This window comes from Ulvibacterium marinum, assembly GCF_003626755.1.
GTDB classification, from domain to species: Bacteria; Bacteroidota; Bacteroidia; order Flavobacteriales; family Flavobacteriaceae; genus Ulvibacterium; species Ulvibacterium marinum.
The window spans coordinates 38952-57414 of sequence record NZ_RBCJ01000007.1 but is presented as its reverse complement, the minus strand read 5'-3'; the positions used below and the strand labels follow the sequence as shown (position 1 = coordinate 57414).

Below are 18463 nucleotides of genomic sequence, written 5' to 3'. Positions count from 1 at the left end.
GGGAAAGGGACCCTCAATGGGCAATTTAAGGACCATTGTGGACACCCTACAAGTCGACCTGATTGCTTTTTACCAGCAGATCCAACCAAGACAGGTTCTTATTAAGACTCCATGAAAATGGCCTGAGTGCATCCTATCTTGTTCACGGACCACTTCTGCAACGGCCACGAACAATTAATAAGACTATATTGTTTTTCTCAATCTGTCTTAAAAAGTAGCCATTTAATAAGAACCACTACGTATTTATTTCTACGGTAACAATAATTGATAAGAGTCGTCTTAAGTATAAGTTTTAAATTAGAAATAGAATAGTAAAAGATGATTAAGGAAACTATGTACCAAGGCGCGTATTCTGGTAATATTTTATATTCAAAATCCGGCCAGAATTATACGGTCAGTTTAACACAGTATAATCGGGATAATTACAATGATAAACTTCACGTACATAAAAATGCACATTTTAGTTTTATGATAAACGGTGGGTGCATGGAAAAAAAGAAGTTTGACTATGAACTATTACCCGGCGATCTTACCTATTACAATGCCGGTGAAAAACACCAAGTAATAAAAGTTGCAAAGGATTCAAAGCGGATAAATTTAGAATTCAATGAAGCTTTCCTCGACAGTTACGGTTTGTCAAATAATCGCGTTAAGGCTTCGGTCAGCAAAAATCCGGAGTCAAGATTTCTCTTATTAAAAGTTTATAAGGAACTTTTGGTAAATGATGCTTTTTCGGACCTCTCTATCCAAATGCTTTTTCTCAAATTAACCTCTCCCAAATTTATTGATCAGTCGCTTAAACGCAATCCAAAATGGGTTTCAATTATAGATGAGTATTTGCGTTCTAACTTGGATAGAAAACTCACACTAAATGAGCTTTCTAGTATTTGCAAATTGCATCCTGTAACCCTTTCTAAGCTATTCCCAATATATTTTGACTGTACACTTGGACAGTACAAACGAAAATTAATGGTACAGAAGACTCTACCTTTGATTTTATCTTCAGAATTATCTTTGTGTGAAATAGCATTGGAATGCGGCTTTTTTGATCAAAGCCATTTCACCCGAACCTTCAAGGAAATTATTGGCGTTTCTCCCAAAAACTATAGGTTAAGATACTAAGGTCGATTTTTTGGATCAACGACTAAATCCGTACTATTTTACCCTAGCAGCAATAATTAAGTTTGCTATTGTAAACTTATAATTGAGACTTAAAATGAAAAAATTGTTGTGGACAACGTTATGCATTTTTCTATTTCATGGGAATTGTCTTTCTCAAAATTATAATGAGAAGGTAGTTGAATATCTCCAAAAAGAAATGGTAAATCAGAAAATCCCTGGGTTGCAAGTTGCAGTGATTAAGAATAATAGAATCATATTATCTAAAAGTTTGGGATTTGCAAACGTTCCATTTAAGGTCGAAGTAAATGAAAAGACCATTTTTTCAATTAATTCTATAGCCAAGGTTTTTGCTTCCACTGCGGTAATGCAATTAATCGAAAAAGGGTACTTTAAAATTAACCACCCTATATCAATGCACTTAAACGGACTTCCTAAAAATTGGGGAAAAGTCACAATAAAGCAATTACTTAGTCATACCTCTGGATTACCTGATATTGAAGACCCGGATTCTGAAGGATTAATTGGTGGAAAAGGTCAAGATTCGGCATGGATTAAAGTGCAAAAAATGCCTTTGCGTTTTAAAGCGGGCGAAGAATTTAATTATAGTGCCACAAACTATCTTCTAATTCAAAAGCTCATTGAGAGATATGGCGAAAGTACTTTCGAGGAATTCATAAAGAAAAATCAATTTGACATTGCTAAAATGGACAGGACAACGTTCGGCAACTCATTTGACGTTGTTGATAACAAAAGTCCGACATATTCTTATTATTATCTCGACAAATCGGTTGGAGAATATGTGCAAGGCGAACATCTGTTGGAAGTTAGCGAAGAGTTTCCCACAACACTTAGGGCAGATGCCGGAGCCTTCAGTTCTGCTGACGAAATGGCTAAATGGATTGTTGCTTTACAAACGGGTAAATTCCTGGAAGATAAAACCAGTTTACGAACTATGTGGCAACCGGTTAAATTGAACAATGGGAAGTATGAAGGATTTGGTGGTATTTTGAATGCTTATGCCTTAGGCTGGCCCGTAATGAATAGAGAAAAGCATCCCGGAGTTTTGCCAATTGGAGGAGGACGAGCTGCTTTCGGAATCTATCCAAAGGATGATATGGCAATTGTTGTTTTTGTGAATCTATCTGGGGTCTACACCCATGATTTAGTAGATAATATTTCAAAAATATATTTAATGGATTAGGAAGAAACTCAAAAAATCCTTTCAGAGTAAATATTGCATTAAATCGAGCATAGTTGTTGAAATCAATATCTATCTATAGATGTAGTTTTAATAGTTCTTTAAACCCAAGGCTTTCCGGGAATCATTCTACAAAGTGCAAGAAGCAGGACAATATGGATGTTCAACTGTAACAACTAGATGCGATCACCATCTTTAAAGTGAACACTTTAAAATTCTTGAATATGGATTTTCTTGGAACGGATCGTTCATTGCTCCTAAGTATTTTCTCCTTTTTCATTTTTATCGCTGTTTCAGGTCAATCAAAAAAAGATAAAATCGATGAACTGATGAAGGCCTATCACGAGCTCGACCAGTTCAATGGAGCTGTTCTGGTTGCCCAGAACGGGGAGATCATATTTAAAGAGGGTTTTGGTCTTGCCAACATGGAATGGGAGGTTCCGAATAGTTCGGAGACTAAATTTCTTTTGGCCTCCGTTAGCAAGCAATTTACGGCAATGCTTATTTTGAAGTTGGTAAACGAGGGCTCGATCAAATTAGAGGGCAGAATATCCGACTATTTGGATTATTATCCAAAACCTGTAGGTAGGGAAATATCTGTTCATCAACTTCTTAATCATACCTCCGGGATCCCCGATATAACCAATTTCCCGGATTTTGATAGTGCATATGCCCATAAGCAATTTACGACCAAGGAACTGTTAGGTACTTTCCAATCTCTCGAACTGGATTTCAGGCCTGGTTCTAAGTTCGGTTATAGCAATACGGGGTATTCGGTATTGGCGGCCATTATCGAAAAGGTTACCGGTACTTCATATGCAATGGCCTTGAAAACGCTATTGGGTCCATTGGGTATGAAGGATACGGGTTATGCTTCCAGTAAAACGGTCGTAAAGGATTATGCCAGTGGATATCGTTGGGCCCCGCTTGACGGGTATATCAATCCCATTTATTTCGATAATTCAATTTCGCTGGGAAGCGGTGGCATCTACTCAACCTTGGACGATCTTTACAAATGGGACCAAGCGCTCTACACCGATGAACTTGTGGCGGACTCGTTGATGCGAAAAATGCGCACCCCATATAAGAACGAATATGGTTATGGGTTCTGGATATGGGAATGGGAAAATCCGAATACGAAGGAATTGCTGACCTTTATGGAGCATGGCGGGTCAAATGTCGGGTTCAATACCTTGATATTCAGATCTATCGATGATAAAAATCTGATTATTCTATTGACCAATACAAATGAGGCCAAATTAGGTTTTATCAGGAATAGGATCAGGAGCATTCTATACGACAGGCCCTATGACCTGCCCGAGCTGGAGGTAAAAAATATGGTTGCGGATGTTCTAAGGCAAAAAGGAATTGACGCTGCCAGGGAAAAATTCCTGGAACTAAAGGAAACAAAACTCGATGAATATGGGGAGCGGGAATTTATCTATGAATTCAGTAAGTTAGGATATGGCCTGGTATTATCGGATCATATGGAGGAGGCCATTGAAATCTATAAACTCAACGTGGAAGCTTTCCCCAATTCGGCCAAGGTCTTTGATGATTTAGGGGAGGCCTATATGCTAAATGGGAACAAAGAACTGGCCATTGAACATTACGGCAAATCCCTAGAGCTTGATAAAGGGAATAAAAGGGTAAAAAGAATGCTTGAAAAATTACGCGGGAATTAGGCCCCTGAATTAATTATCGCCCGATGGCAGGATTTCTTGAACAAAACACTTTTCCGTATTGATATCCCAGAAAACGAAGGTTTTTCGGTACTATTTCTTTTCACTTTTATTAACTACTCGTTTAATAGATATCTTAAGAAATGGAAAAACAAAAGTTTCCGAAATGGCCTTATAGCATGTTTGCATGTATTAAGTCGTTTTGGAGATAAGCTATTGATATCTGATACCAGTTATACACTCTAGGGGCCTAAGTATAAAATATTTTATGGAAACAAACGCTAATTCATTATTTTTAAAATATACTTCCCCCAAGAATATAAATTCTAAATATTCTATTATGGGGTACAACAGAATCTTTTCGCTTTTATTTTTTATCCTAGTCCTCAGTATCCAAATATTTCCTCAGCAAGGTAAATCCCTTAAATCGAACAATGCCCAAGTTATTCATGCAGGTGTAATGATAGATGTTGAAAAGGGGCGAGTTGTCAATGATGTTCTTTTGGTCATCGAGAAGAAGAAAATAGTAAAAATTGATAAGGGCAGCGAAAAGACGAAATACAACGACGTTATCGATTTGTCAGAGTACACAGTTCTCCCTGGTTTGATAGACTGTCACGCCCATCTAACCTATAATTATTATGACAAGAGTATTGACGCCTGGGAGTTACCCGCAGCTTCTTTTGGGATTTTAGGTGCGATCAACGCAAAAAAAACCTTGCAAGCAGGCTTTACCACCGTAAGAAACCTACATGCGAATTACTATAGTGATGTAGCCCTTCGAGATGCCATTAATTCAAATTGGACCGAGGGACCAAGAATGTATGTAAGCGGAGCCGCTTTGACAATCACTGGAGGGCATGCTGCATGGGGCAATTGGATGAGTCCACAATTAGAGCTTAGGCAAAATCCAGGTAGTGTTGTAGATGGGGAGAATGAGGTTAGAAAGGAAGTCAGAAAACACATCAAGAACGGTGTTAATGTAATCAAGCTTATGGCAACGGGAGGTTTTGGTACAACCGGCACCATTCCCGGTGCAACTTCTTTTACTTTCGAAGAAATCCGAACTGCGGTGGAAGAAGCTGAAAAAAGAGGACTCAAGGTAGCCGCCCACGCCCATGGTGCAGACGGAATAAAAAACGCCATAAAAGCGGGTGTGCATTCCATTGAACATGCAACTTTTTTAGACAAAGAAAGCATTGAACTTATGATAAAACATAAAGTGTATCTGACCATGGATTTACTTGCTGCACATTGGGATTTGTTCGAAGAAGATCAAGATTACAGTGATAAGGAAATAGATTTAGATAATAAAGAAATGTACGAAAAATTGACCAATAATTTTAACCTGGCCTATAAAGAAGGAGTCAAAATGGCATTTGGCACCGATTCCGGAATTTACCCTCACGGTCGTAATGCAGAGCAATTCAATTTAATGGTCAAAGCTGGAATGACCGAAATAGATGCCATAAAATCAGCTACGATTATCGCCGCAGAGCTTATAGGAATTGAAGATAACACTGGAAGCATCGAAGAAGGAAAATGGGCAGATATCATCGCCGTTAAAGGAAATCCCTTGGAGGATATTACTGTTTTGGAAAACGTCGAGTTTATAATGAGGGAGGGCAAGGTTCATAAAAATAATATCAAATGAAAATCGAATCATGAAAAAGCTTTTGAACGCAACAACAAACATCATTTTCTGCCTATTGCTAATAATCGGTGCTTCCTGCAAAAAGGAAATAGCGAAAAAAACGGATTATGATTTGGTCATTTCAAAGGTCAACCTAATCGATGGCACTGGCAAAGACCTGCAAAAAAATGTAACTGTTTATATTAAGGATTCAAAAATTTCGAAAATAGATACGATGACCATTGAATCAAGCGATCATAAAAACGTTATCGGTGGGCAGGGGAAATACCTTATCCCCGGCCTTTTTGATTGTCATGCACATACCGGCTATTATAAAGGGGATTTCCCAAAATTCATGCATTATGGGGTGACCTCGGTATTCATAACCGGAGGAGGCACCTGCACGAACGAATATTTTCGTCAAATGCGGGATATGGGTGAACAAGATTCGATTCCGGCTCCAAGGGTGTTCCACACAAGTCAGCACTTTATTACAGAAGGCAGCCACCCTGTGAAGACATATAGTAGCAGTAATTGGACAGAGGGAGCGACTTACTTCGTTTTGAAAGATACTGTTCAAATTTCCGAATTGGTGAAAAGGGTGTCAAAATACCCTATCTCCGGAATTAAGCTAACCATTGAAGACGGACCCTACCCTCCCTACGTAGAGCGCATGCCGCAAGAGTTTGTGAATCATGTTAACAAAGAGGCTATAAAGAACGGGACGAGGGTGTTCGCCCATGTAAGTGATAATCTTGAGCTTCAAATGGCCATTGATGCAGGAATCAAGAACTTGCTACATTATACCGGCGTGGATTTAGATTTTGAGAAGGACAAAGAACTGATTCAAAGAATCTATCGCGATAGCATCTCATGGGTAACCACCCTAATGTTGGACAAGAGCATGATGTACCCTAAGAACCCTGAATGGTTTGAGGTGGAAGGTCTAAAAGAGATTTATCCCGCCGAGGAATTCGAAAAAATGAATGATCCGGATTATATTTTCCGGGCCGAGGAATTTATGAAATACTTTCAGGAGTACTACGACTTCGATAATCCCTCACTGAAACAAGTGGTGCAATTTCAAGTGGAGGATTTTATTCAACTAACTAAGAATGGAGTAAATATGGTTCTTGGAACGGATACCGGGAATGATTTCATTTTACCCGGGTACAGTTTACATGAAGAAATGCAACTATTGGAACTCGGTGGTATGCCCACATTGGATATCATTAAAATGGGCACCTTAAATGCCGCTAAAATGCTAGAAGTTGAGGACCGACTTGGGTCTATTGAAGAAGGTAAAATAGCAGATATGGTACTTTTAGATGGGAATCCTCTGGAATCAATCAGCAATACCTTAAAAATAAATAGCGTGTTTAAAAATGGTAAAGCTCAAACTCGGATTGAATGATTAATGGAATGGCTTTGACTGTAATTAAAAGTGTATGAATCGAATTCTATAAAACCAACAATTCTTGGGACACACAAAAGCCCCCAAATCTTACCCAAAAACTTTGCGCGTGGATCCTGTCCGGTTTTTGTAGTGTTCCGGCAGATAAACGTAAAGCAAAAACCGGATAGGGCGCATCTTACTTTTTGCTTTTGGGTTCGCGCCATTCTTGATAGAGTTCACTTGCCTCAGGACTGGCCTCAAAGAAAACCCGAAAGTGCGCAACCGCTTTTTCTTCTCCTTGCTCGAAGGCTTCTTGCTTTACTACAGAAATTTGTGAGACTTGGTAAACAGAGAATCCCAATACCAAAATGATGCAAACCAAAAGACCCCAAAACAACTTTATCGCCCATTTTGGAAACGTGATGGACTTTTTAATATGGTAGACCACATTGGCCATCAGCTTATGTTGGTCTTCAACCGCTTTCTTTTGATAGTCGTTATATTCTTTTAGAATAAAGTCGATATGTGAGGTATCCGCTTGTACTTTATAGGTCATCAAAAAGGCTTTCAATTTTTCCATTCGGTTGACCGAGTTTTCGAAGCCTTTGATTTCTTCCGTTAGCAATTCTGCTATTTCATCTAATTTTGCCATAATCTTATATTTCCATTCCTAAACCAATTGTTTTCTTGACGGTCATCTTGATAACCCGTTTGGCAATAGTGGCCGCTATGTTGGGCGATATCCCAACAGTCTTGCCTAATAATTCTAGTCTATTGTCCTTCACTATCTTTTGGGAAGCAGTTTTATCAAAACCAATTCGCTCTGCGATTCTTGCCATAGACATGGAGCGGTGTACTTCACTTCCCTTTAGATTTTGACCTTTGTATTCAAAGCGAAAGCCCTGTAACCTTTTTGATTTGTTGATGCTTGGAATAACTTCCACATTTCTTTGTTTCATGTATTTGATATATTGGTCAAAATCTTTAGGTTTCATTTCGGTTAGAACCTTTTCATTTACTTGTTTTATTTCTTGCCGTATACTTTGAATTTCATTCAATCTCTCTTGCTGCACTTCTCTAACTGTGGTTAATCCCATTTGCTGCGCCACTTTTTCTGCGGCCTGTTGGCTTCTTTTACCTATAAAGTTGTCTTTGTAAGCCTTGCCATCAAAACCGATACGGTTCACGTATAAATGAATGTGCAAATGACTTTTATCCCGATGCACAAATGCAATCGCCTGTCGTTCTTGTAATTTCATTTCTTGTACAAACCGTTGTGTGATTTCTGTAAGTTGTTTGTCCTTCAAATCTTGACCATCTTTTATAGTAGGGCTCAACACAAAGCTCATAGTGTTCTTTTTACATCGCTGGTTCTGTGTTTGAATTATTTTGAATTCTTGGGTAATCTCTTTTGGGTTGTCGCCCGCCAAATGTTCTCGATAGATTACTTCGGCCTCTTTTTCCTCATCCCATCCATAGCCCATGGAAGCACCTGTATGCGATATGGATTTCCCCATGCCTATCATTTCTTAAAGTTGTAAAGATGTTTCCGTATTTCATTCGCTAATTGCACAACCTCTTCTGATAATTTTGGATTCCGTTTTTTGTACATATTTCCAATACGTTTAAAATTGACCTGATACTGAACCAGTAATTTGTAAACATTGATTTGTTCATCGGAAAAGCGTTCAACAATCCTATGGTCAAAAGCAGCACGACGACAATATTCACTTATGGAAAGCCCACTCTTTTTGGCCTTAATTTTTAAGAGCTTCTTCTCATAAATAGAACATCGAAATTGTACAAACTCCTTTTTCATTCTAGATTTTTAAATCTTTATTCATCAAAATACTTTTTGCTAAATCACATATCGAAAACTCGATTACCAGATCCTATCCTTTTGCGACCTTCGGGAGCAAAAGCAAGATTTGTCATGACAATGACACATCTTGAATTCTCACTCAGATGTAATTATTAGTACTGTTTTCATTTTTCTTACTTCTCCCTATCCATAAAAATTTAATCATGTATTTTCATTTAAATATTTAGTTTGGAAAGCGTATTTCAATATGATTTATAAAGTCATTTACAAATCTAAACCTGTCTATTTTTAAAGGTGTATTCCAATGCTTCTTTCTCAATTTCAGTTTTTGATTTTCTACGATTTTGCAGTAACCAAATATTAAGTTTGGCCTTCTCAAAAAACAGCATTTTACCGTTGGGTTTGGAGTGGGGGATTTCCCTTGCTGCAGTTAACTTATAGAGGTAGCTCCGTGATATACCTGTGTATTCACAAGCTTCCTCAAATGTGAGTACTTCTTTATTCGCCACTAATAAGCGTTCGATGCGGTCGAGTCGTTCTTCTAATTCCAGATAGTCCATTTCCTTCAAATTTTGGATTAAACAATGCACAAAAGCTTTTGTTCTTATTAACAGAATTCTGGTGCTAAACTAGTATAGGAAGTAAAGGGAAATGTGTGCAATTCATGCAATGCACACGGAATTAGGAAAAATGCAAGCAAACGAAACTAAAGGCGAGAAAAAATGGTTTTGAGTTCTTCACTTTTTTTGGATATCGGGGTTCTCGATTTGGCATCTTTTACGGTGGAGTATTTATAAGGTTTGCCATCTTCCCTGTGGATAGTGTCCGACCTTTTGAAAAAGTCGATAACGCTCATTGTGTTTTTCGGGAAGGTAACTTTAAGCAATTCGTAGAACTCCCGACAGCTTGGAGCGTCAAGTTTGAAATGTATTTTGGATTGGTGAGAATACCAATCCTCCTTAAAAACTTTGATAAAATCATCTTTATCCGTTTTCTCTGTTAGTATCATATCGTAGTTAACCAATCCACGATACAGTTCTTTCAGTTGGTCATTTGTAGCTGAAAGGCTAAAGTTGTTCTTCTTTTTAAGTTTTTCTTGAATTTTTGGGATAAAAACATTTCTGAATTTTTTAGTCCATGTAATTTGTGACAGCATTATACCACTTAAAAAAATGAACCAATTAAGAGGATATAAAAGCGATGTTAGTTGAGATTGACTCGTATCGACCAATGCTGAATAACTTCCATGCATCAATAGTAACCCAATTCCATAAAAAACCAATCTTGGTTTTTCAATGTATTTATCCCATTGTGTGGATTCATTGAACATGAAACGGGCAAAGAAACCTACATACGGAATTAGCAATCGCACGTAAACATATGCGAAAGATGCCAATAGGAGGTATTTAATAAAATCAGGCATACTTCTAAGTTACTATTTTATGTGGGTAATGAAGTGAATCATAGATATACTGATGGGTTTTTGGGATAGAAGAGACCATAAATGATTATTTAGTACTTGGATGTTTCAATGTGCAATATGGAGGACTACAATAAAACAGGTTGAAGATTCCATATAATTTAAGATAACTTATTGTGGGTAGGGGAGGAAAGGTTAAGCGGCTTTTTCGCCGCTTGTTCTTTCGCGCGGCTCCGAGGATGTCTGGCAAAACTGGAGCGGAAAGACTTCCCGAGCCGACCGGCGAAGCGTGTTAGCAAGGGGAGGATTGGAGTGGAAGGTTTGCCAGACTTCCGTAGGTGCTTGGGGTTTATAAGTAAACCGTTATCTAATGAAATATGACCCTGATTACAGATGTTTAGATTCTAGTTGTGTGCTTGATTTTGAATAGGTGCGGAATAAAGGATATTGAAAATATTGATTTAAAAGGATTGTCGGCTTTTTGTGCTTAATGCTTTCCGCTCACTTACTCAATTTCAGTATTCGAAACGCACCTTGTATTACCAAAGCAAAAACGATTGTACCTATTATCAAATCAGGTTTGTTCGAACTCAACCAATTTACCAAAAGGCCAGCGATTATTACTCCCACATTGATAATAACGTCATTTGAAGTAAAAATCATACTTGCTTTCATATGCGCCTCTTCTTTGCTTTTTGATTTTTGTAAAATATAAAGACAAATTCCGTTTGCGATAAGAGCAAAAATCGAAACGATAATCATTGTTGAGAAATCAGGAAGTTTCTCGTCTCCGAAAAATCTCCTTAAAACTTCTACAAACCCCATAATCGCAAGTATGATTTGAAAATAACCGGCAAGTTTTGCAATCCGCTTTTTCTTAATCAGAGTTCCGCCAACCGCAAATAAACTAATCCCATAAACGAAACTGTCTGCAAGCATATCCAAACTATCGGCAACAAGCCCCATAGATTTTGAAACCAGACCTGTTGTCATTTCGATGATGAAAAAAGCAAAATTGATTATAAGTACAGACCAAAGTAGCTTTTTTTGGTTTGTATTTTCTTTAAATTCCGTTTGGTCGGTCTGCTCTGTAGAGATTTTCTTTCCGCCTAAATTCAGCTCAGTAACAGACTTTTCGATTTGGTCGATTTCTCCGCTATGAAAAACAGTTAATTTTCGGTTAGCAATGTCAAAGTCCAAATTTGCAATGCTTGAAATTCCGTCGAGTTTCATTCGGATTAGGTTTTCCTCTGACGGACAGTCCATTTTAGGAATTATAAATATTGTTTTCTTCATGCTAATTAACAGCAACTTTTATTTTCCTGAATTGGTGGGCAAGCAACAGTTCCATAGGAACAATAAACACAACAATCGCCTTCTTTGGGCTTAAGTAATGTTTTACAATTTTCGCATTCATAGAAAAACTGGCATGCCGTTGTGGGCATTTCCTCTTTCGCCTTATGTCCACATTCGGGGCATATAATCGTAGATTCTAACTGTACTTCCATTATTTGACTATTTTGTATCCAGTACTTAATATGGCAGTTTCTATCTTTTGAAGGTCGACCTTGGTTTCATCATATTTTACGATTGTATTCGCCGCTTCGTAATCTGCATTGACTTTTAATATGCCGTCAAGTTTATTTACCTCACTTTCGATATGTGCTTCGCAACCCGTACAGGTCATTCCTTCAATAGTTACCCTGATTTCTTTAATGTTCGATTGCTCCACGTAAACGATTTGCTTACTTGAACCTGTACTGGAATAAAGAATATGGGAGTAGGATGGAAATGCCAACATGGCTCCGGCGAATAGGGTTATCAAAAACAAAAAACCCTTGGAGTTGATAAAATTCGATTTTTCGTCATCACATTCGCAATCAATTTTCGCTTGGGTTTTGGGCTTGAATTTTTGATACCATGCAAATGCTAGCACCAAAACCGTAAAGCCAATTAAATAAGGTCTAAAAGGTTCTATCCATGAAAAGGTAGAGGCTAAACCAGTAGTTCCTGCCAATACTGCAAGTACAGGTGTAATACAACATATAGATGCAGCAAGAGCAGTTAGAACCGACGTACCAATCAATTTTTTATTTCCAATCATAACACTATACTTTCCTTTTTCAATAAATTGAGAATTGGACTCAATGTCGTCAACTTGTCCTTGTTAAGCGCATAAAAAATCGTCTGAGCTTCTTTTGTGGCGTAGACCAAATCTCTATCCTTTAGCTTTCTAAGGTGTTGTGAAATTGCCGATACGTTCATTTGAAGTATATCGCTCAAATCACAAACGCATAGTCTTTCTTCCCTTTGGAGCAAAAAGAGAATTTGAAGTCTAACCTTATTTCCTGCCAAGTTTAAGACTTCGGAAACAAAACTTAAAGAACTGTCCAACTCCGCTATTGAAGACCTACAGTCCATTATCTGTCTTGCGTCTGCTTCCAATCGGATACATATCTGTTTTCCCATAAAACAAAGATATGTATTTTAGTATTTGCTTAAATACATATCTTAATTAAAATTGTTCTTTATAAAACAACTTATTAATAGAATCAAGCAGGAAAAATATAAAGTCTTAGTAAACATCTCTTTTGCAATTCACTTTTTAAACTTCTGTTAAACAAATGACTACCATTTAATATTTTTGTAATTTTGCAATTCAAATGAAAGAAACGCTACATAAAATAACCTCTACTTTAATGGCACTTATTGTGCTATTATCCACCATGTCTTTCTCTGTGGATATGCATTACTGTGGTGACCATTTGGTAGATTTCAGTATGTTCGATAAGGTAGACACCTGCATGATGAAAGCAGAAAAGTCGAAAGACTCTAATTCCTGTGAAGTTATGGAAATGGAGACTGAGACAAGCTGTTGTTCCGATATAGAAGTTACAATTGAAGGTCAAGATGATTTAAAAATCTCATTCGACAACCTTTCTTTTGAACAGCAACAATTTGTTTATTCTTTTGCTTATTCCTTTATAAATCTCTTTGATGCGGTAGACGAAAATATAACTCCGTTTAGAGACTATGTCCCGCCTCCACTATTACGGGATGTTCAAATTTTAGACCAGACTTTCCTTATTTGATTATTAGACAGTATTAAGTGCGCCCTGCGATAACTATCGTTTAGGGCTCAATTTGTTGTGTTTGTTTTTCTGTTTTCTAGAATTTCAAATCTTTCATAACTGTTTAATTATCAAATCACATGCTTAATAAAGCTATCAAATTCCTTATCGAGAACAAACTCGTTGCAGTATTAATGCTCGCCTTATTTGTAGGTTGGGGTATCGTAAATGCACCATTTGGTTGGAATACAGGCTTTCTGCCTTCAAACCCCGTAGCAGTAGATGCTATTCCGGATATTGGTGAAAATCAACAAATTGTTTTTACGAAATGGGAAGGTCGTTCTCCACAAGATATTGAGGACCAAATTACGTACCCGTTGACCACTTCTCTGCTTGGTATACCAGGTGTAAAAACTATCCGTAGTTCTTCTATGTTCGGTTTTTCTAGCATCTATATCATATTTGAGGAAGATGTTGAGTTTTATTGGTCACGTAGTCGGATTTTAGAAAAGCTAAATTCATTACCGGCAAATCTTTTGCCTGAAGGTTTAAACCCAGCTCTGGGTCCCGATGCAACAGGATTAGGTCAAATTTATTGGTACACTTTAGAAGGGCGTGATGAAAATGGAAATGTAACTGGTGGATGGGATTTACAGGAACTACGCAGCATTCAAGACTACTATGTGAAATATGCACTTTCAGGTGCTAGTGGAGTATCAGAGGTCGCTTCTATTGGTGGTTATGTACAGGAATATCAAGTTGACGTGAATCCTGAGAAAATGCGCCAATATAAAATAAGCCTTAGCCAAATTGTAAAGGCAGTAAAGGAGAGCAATCAGGATATAGGAGCGCAGACATTAGAAATAAACCAAGCTGAATACCTTGTTCGCGGCTTGGGCTATGTCAAGACCATTGCAGATTTAGAGAATGCGGTTGTTTCTTCTGAAAATTTCACATCACTTCGAATTAAGGATGTAGCCAACGTAAGTCTTGGTCCAGCAACTAGACGTGGTATTCTGGATAAGGAAGGAGCAGAAGTCGTTGGTGGTGTGGTTGTTGCTCGATACGGTGCTAACCCAATGGAAGTCATCACGAATGTAAAAGCCCAAATTGATGAACTTAAAGATGGCCTACCGTCAAAAGTACTGGCCGATGGACGCACCTCTCAATTGACCGTAGTTCCTTTTTACGACCGTACAGAGCTTATTGAAGAAACACTCGATACACTTAATGAAGCATTGACATTAGAAATACTAATTACCATTTTGGTAATTATCATAATGGTCTTCAATTTAAGGGCGTCTATATTAATCTCTGGACTATTACCGGTTGCTGTTTTGATGGTTTTTGTTGCCATGAAAATCTTTAATGTAGATGCCAATATAGTCGCGCTTTCAGGTATCGCCATCGCTATTGGTACCATGGTCGATGTTGGTGTTATTCTAGCCGAAAACATGATACGGCATATGGATGATAAAAAGTTGCGTTTTAGCGAAAACGGAACTGAATACACCACAAATGAAATTATCTATAATGCCACGTCTGAAGTTTCTGGAGCAATCTTAACTGCAGTCCTAACTACCATTATAAGTTTTGTGCCAGTATTTACTATGATTGGTGCAGAAGGAAAGCTATTCCGTCCCCTTGCTTTTACTAAAACAATGGCACTTTCGGCTTCATTGGTTATCGCCTTGTTCATAATCCCACCATTGGCGGCATATTTATTTAGAAAGAAGAACCTAAAAGCCTCGTTTAGCTATGTACTTCAAATTTCGCTTTTAGTATTGGGAGCAATCGCAATGTTTTCAGGCTATTGGTTAGGGATTGTTTTGATTGCTTTTGGTGTAACGGGACTTTTAAATTTAAGGGGTAATCTTAACAAGAAGAAAGTAAATCTGATTAACATTATTATATCGTCAACTGCTATAATATTTATGCTAGCAGAATATTGGAGACCCTTAGGCTTTGATAGAAGTGTATTTGTCAACCTGATTTTTGTAGCGCTAATTTGCTTTGGAGTTCTAGGGATATTTTCTGTACTGAGAAGGTATTATGGTCAGATTTTGGAATGGGCATTAGCGAATAAACTCTTGTTCCTAATCATTCCTGCAACAGTACTTATTTCTGGTGTCTGGATTATGAACAACACCGGAAAGGAATTTATGCCATCTCTAAACGAAGGCTCGTTCCTTTTAATGCCCACCTCTTTACCTCACGCTGGTGTAGAAGAAAACAAACGGGTATTGCAACAACTGGATATGGCAGTTGCTACTATTCCAGAAATAGAAACGGTGGTTGGTAAATCTGGCAGAACAGAATCCGCACTCGACCCGGCACCGCTATCCATGTATGAAAATATGATTCAGTATAAATCTGAATACATGCATAATACAAAGGGTAAAAAGCAACGCTATAAAATAAATGACGACGGACTTTTTGTACTAAAAGATGGTAATCTTGTTATCAACCCAAATACGGATATAGATGGTGAAAATTCGAGTTACGATGCATCAAGATTAAGAGACCCATTTGCTATTCATTCGAAGCATTTGGTTGAAGATGACGATGGCGAATTCTACCGTAACTGGCGACCAGAGATTAATAACCCAGATGATATATGGAATGAAATAGTTAAGGTGACCAAATTACCAGGGGTAACTTCCGCACCGAAATTACAACCCATTGAAACCCGATTGGTAATGCTACAAACAGGAATGCGAGCACCTATGGGAATCAAGGTTAAAGGGCAAGATTTAGCCCAAATAGAGGCCTTTGGTTTACAGTTAGAAGGTATTCTGAAACAAGCCGAAGGTGTTAAGGAGCAGGCTGTTTTTGCAGACCGTATTGTGGGTAAACCTTACTTATTAATTGATATCAAACGAGAGCAACTAGCGCGATATGGAATATCCATTATGGATGTTCAGCAAGTTCTAAAAGTAGCTGTTGGCGGAATGCCTTTGACGCAGACAGTTGAAGGTCGTGAGCGTTATGGAGTTCGTGTGCGTTACCCTAGAGAATTACGTGGGAATGAAGAAGACCTTAAAAAAATTTATGTTCCTGTAGAAAAGGGAAGTCCCGTGCCATTGGGCGAACTCGTTGACATACGTTACGAGCAAGGTCCACAAGTGATTAAAAGTGAAGATACCTTCCTAATCGGATATGTTCTATTCGATAAGCTTGATGGTTTTGCTGAAGTAGATGTCGTAGAAAATGCTCAGGCTTTAATCAAGGAAAAAATCGCTGCCGGGGAATTAACCGTTCCTAAAGGAATCAGTTATCAATTTACTGGAACCTATGAAAACCAGTTGCGAGCAGAGAAAACACTTTCTGTTGTGGTCCCGTTGGCACTAGCAATCATTTTCTTGATTTTGTATTTCCAGTTCAAATCTGTTTCTACTTCACTTATGGTCTTTACTGGAATCACGGTGGCTTTTGCTGGTGGTTTCATTATGATTTGGTTGTATGGTCAAGACTGGTTCTTCAATTTCAATCTGTTCGGAGAGAATATGCGTGACCTATTCAATATGAAAACCATCAATCTGAGTGTGGCGGTATGGGTCGGGTTTATTGCACTATTTGGTATTGCTACCGATGACGGAGTAGTAATGGCAACCTACCTCACACAAACCTTTGACCGTGACAAACCAACAGATAAAAAGGGTATCAGGCATTCAGCATTAGAAGCAGCGAAAAAGCGAATACGCCCTTGTCTGATGACCACGGTAACTACAATTCTTGCCTTACTTCCCGTATTGACATCCACAGGAAAGGGGAGTGATATAATGATACCAATGGCTATCCCAATTTTTGGGGGAATGGTGATTGATATTACCTCCTATTTCATTGTACCGGTATTGTACAGTTGGAGAGAAGAATTAAAACTAAAAAGAGCAAACTAATGAAAAATATAAATATCGTTATCTGTCTTTTGTTTGTTTCCGCTTTTTCGAGAGCGCAACAATTACAATCATTTATTAGCGAGGCAGTAGGTAATAGTCCTGAGATTCAGGCGTACAATCTTCGTCATAACATAGCTGAAGAAAAAGTAAACGAAGCAGACTGGATTCCCAATACAGAATTCAGCGCAGGTTATTTTGTAAGTGAACCTGAAACTAGAACAGGCGCGCAACGTGCTCGATTTTCGGCGAGACAAATGTTGCCTTGGTTCGGTACGATTACGGCTAGAGAGAATTACGCGAGCGCAATGGCAGATTCAGAATATGAAGAAATCGTGATTGCAAGACGTAAACTGGCACTTTCGGTTTCTCAATCCTATTATAGACTCTATAGTATAAATGAAAAACAAAAAGTACTTGAGGAGAATATTCAGTTATTGAAAACCTATGAAAAACTGGCACTTACTTCTGTGGAAGTTGGAAAGGCATCTGCGGTAGACGTATTACGGTTGCAGATTAGACAAAATGAGTTGCAGCAGCAAAAAGAAGTATTAGATGAAGGGTATTTAGGCGAACAAACAACCCTTAATACATTACTTAATCGAGATGGGAACACAGAAGTAGTTATTCTTGAAAAATTAATGCTCCCAGATGAGGATGGCGTGTTTGCCGAGGATGCTTTAACGCTTAATCCAGAATTGCTCAAATATGATAAACTCTATGAATCTGTAGTACAATCAGAAGAATTAAATCAAGCAGAACGCAATCCTATGATTGGTTTTGGATTGGATTATGTGCCAGTTTCCGAGCGACCTGATATGAGTTTTAGTGATAATGGTAAGGATATTTTTATGCCCATGGTCTCTGTTTCTGTACCACTTTTCAATAATAAGTACAAGTCTACTTCAAAACAGAACGAACTGAGACAGCTTGAAATAACAGCTCAAAAAGACAATCGCCTGAATGTTTTAGAGTCTGCTTTTGCTCAAGCGATATCACAACGCAATCAAGCTAGAATTAAATACAATACACAAGAGAAAAACTTGAAGCAAGCTAATGATGCGGAAGAAATCCTCATTAAAAATTATGAAACTGGTACTATAGATTTTAATGATGTTCTCGATATACAAGAATTGCAATTAAAGTTCCAAATCAATCAGATAAGTGCCATAACAACCTACTATGCCCAAAGTGCGGTAGTCAATTATTTAATAACTCAATAA

At 38.0% G+C, this 18463-nt stretch carries 17 protein-coding genes; 8 read left to right on the top strand and 9 right to left on the bottom strand.

The features are described 5' to 3' along the window. The first annotated feature begins 318 nt into the window (after positions 1-318). The 5 genes from D7Z94_RS25175 (at position 319) to D7Z94_RS25155 (ending at position 7049) form a co-directional block, all read left to right on the top strand. Positions 319-1122, top strand: coding sequence for a helix-turn-helix domain-containing protein (locus tag D7Z94_RS25175; RefSeq protein ID WP_120714437.1), 804 nt, complete (start codon positions 319-321; stop codon positions 1120-1122). A 94-nt stretch (positions 1123-1216) separates the two neighbouring features. Continuing rightward, positions 1217-2323, top strand: a complete 1107-nt coding sequence (locus D7Z94_RS25170; protein WP_120714436.1) for a serine hydrolase domain-containing protein — start codon at positions 1217-1219, stop codon at positions 2321-2323. Positions 2324-2544: 221 nt separating this feature from the next. Next, positions 2545-4005: a serine hydrolase gene (locus tag D7Z94_RS25165; RefSeq protein WP_120714435.1), complete on the top strand. Its 1461-nt coding sequence runs from the start codon at positions 2545-2547 to the stop codon at positions 4003-4005. A gap of 337 nt (positions 4006-4342) precedes the next feature. Then, a complete protein-coding gene (locus tag D7Z94_RS25160; protein ID WP_158594732.1) occupies positions 4343-5656 on the top strand; it encodes a metal-dependent hydrolase family protein in 1314 nt (437 codons plus the stop codon). Between the two features lie 10 nt (positions 5657-5666). Further along, on the top strand, positions 5667-7049 hold the full coding sequence (locus D7Z94_RS25155) for an amidohydrolase family protein (RefSeq protein WP_120714433.1): 1383 nt from the start codon (positions 5667-5669) through the stop codon (positions 7047-7049). A gap of 178 nt (positions 7050-7227) precedes the next feature. Here D7Z94_RS25155 and D7Z94_RS25150 read toward each other — a convergent pair whose 3' ends face one another. The 9 genes from D7Z94_RS25150 to D7Z94_RS25110 form a co-directional block, all read right to left on the bottom strand. After that, entirely contained in the window at positions 7228-7683 is a 456-nt protein-coding gene (locus D7Z94_RS25150; RefSeq protein ID WP_120714432.1) for a DUF6730 family protein, read from the bottom strand. A gap of 4 nt (positions 7684-7687) precedes the next feature. Continuing rightward, a complete protein-coding gene (locus tag D7Z94_RS25145; RefSeq protein WP_317125795.1) occupies positions 7688-8548 on the bottom strand; it encodes a relaxase/mobilization nuclease domain-containing protein in 861 nt (286 codons plus the stop codon). 5 nt (positions 8549-8553) lie between these two features. After that, on the bottom strand, positions 8554-8850 hold the full coding sequence (gene mbpA / locus D7Z94_RS25140) for a mobilization protein MbpA (protein WP_120714430.1): 297 nt from the start codon (positions 8848-8850) through the stop codon (positions 8554-8556). A 275-nt stretch (positions 8851-9125) separates the two neighbouring features. Continuing rightward, complete coding sequence (locus tag D7Z94_RS25135; RefSeq protein ID WP_120714429.1) at positions 9126-9413, bottom strand: helix-turn-helix domain-containing protein; 288 nt, start codon at positions 9411-9413, stop codon at positions 9126-9128. A 146-nt stretch (positions 9414-9559) separates the two neighbouring features. Then, complete coding sequence (locus D7Z94_RS25130) at positions 9560-10276, bottom strand: hypothetical protein (protein WP_120714428.1); 717 nt, start codon at positions 10274-10276, stop codon at positions 9560-9562. A gap of 498 nt (positions 10277-10774) precedes the next feature. Continuing rightward, the gene (locus tag D7Z94_RS25125) at positions 10775-11569 is read right to left on the bottom strand and encodes a cation transporter (RefSeq protein WP_120714427.1); all 795 of its coding nucleotides are present in this window, start codon (positions 11567-11569) and stop codon (positions 10775-10777) included. Between the two features lie 5 nt (positions 11570-11574). Continuing rightward, positions 11575-11781 (bottom strand): GDCCVxC domain-containing (seleno)protein, encoded by a 207-nt coding sequence (locus D7Z94_RS26050; RefSeq protein ID WP_120714426.1) that lies wholly within the window; start codon positions 11779-11781, stop codon positions 11575-11577. Beyond that, entirely contained in the window at positions 11781-12377 is a 597-nt protein-coding gene (gene merTP, locus D7Z94_RS25115) for a mercuric transport protein MerTP (protein WP_120714425.1), read from the bottom strand. Before merTP ends, D7Z94_RS26050 begins: the two co-directional genes overlap by 1 nt. Further along, positions 12374-12742, bottom strand: a complete 369-nt coding sequence (locus D7Z94_RS25110) for an ArsR/SmtB family transcription factor (RefSeq protein WP_120714424.1) — start codon at positions 12740-12742, stop codon at positions 12374-12376. Before D7Z94_RS25110 ends, merTP begins: the two co-directional genes overlap by 4 nt. Before the next feature lie 194 nt (positions 12743-12936). Here D7Z94_RS25110 and D7Z94_RS25105 point away from each other — a divergent pair, with 194 nt between their 5' ends. From D7Z94_RS25105 to D7Z94_RS25095, 3 genes are all read left to right on the top strand, one after another. Then, entirely contained in the window at positions 12937-13365 is a 429-nt protein-coding gene (locus D7Z94_RS25105; RefSeq protein WP_120714423.1) for an HYC_CC_PP family protein, read from the top strand. Between the two features lie 119 nt (positions 13366-13484). Continuing rightward, entirely contained in the window at positions 13485-17243 is a 3759-nt protein-coding gene (locus D7Z94_RS25100) for an efflux RND transporter permease subunit (protein WP_120714422.1), read from the top strand. Next, positions 17243-18463, top strand: a complete 1221-nt coding sequence (locus D7Z94_RS25095; RefSeq protein ID WP_120714438.1) for a TolC family protein — start codon at positions 17243-17245, stop codon at positions 18461-18463. Before D7Z94_RS25100 ends, D7Z94_RS25095 begins: the two co-directional genes overlap by 1 nt.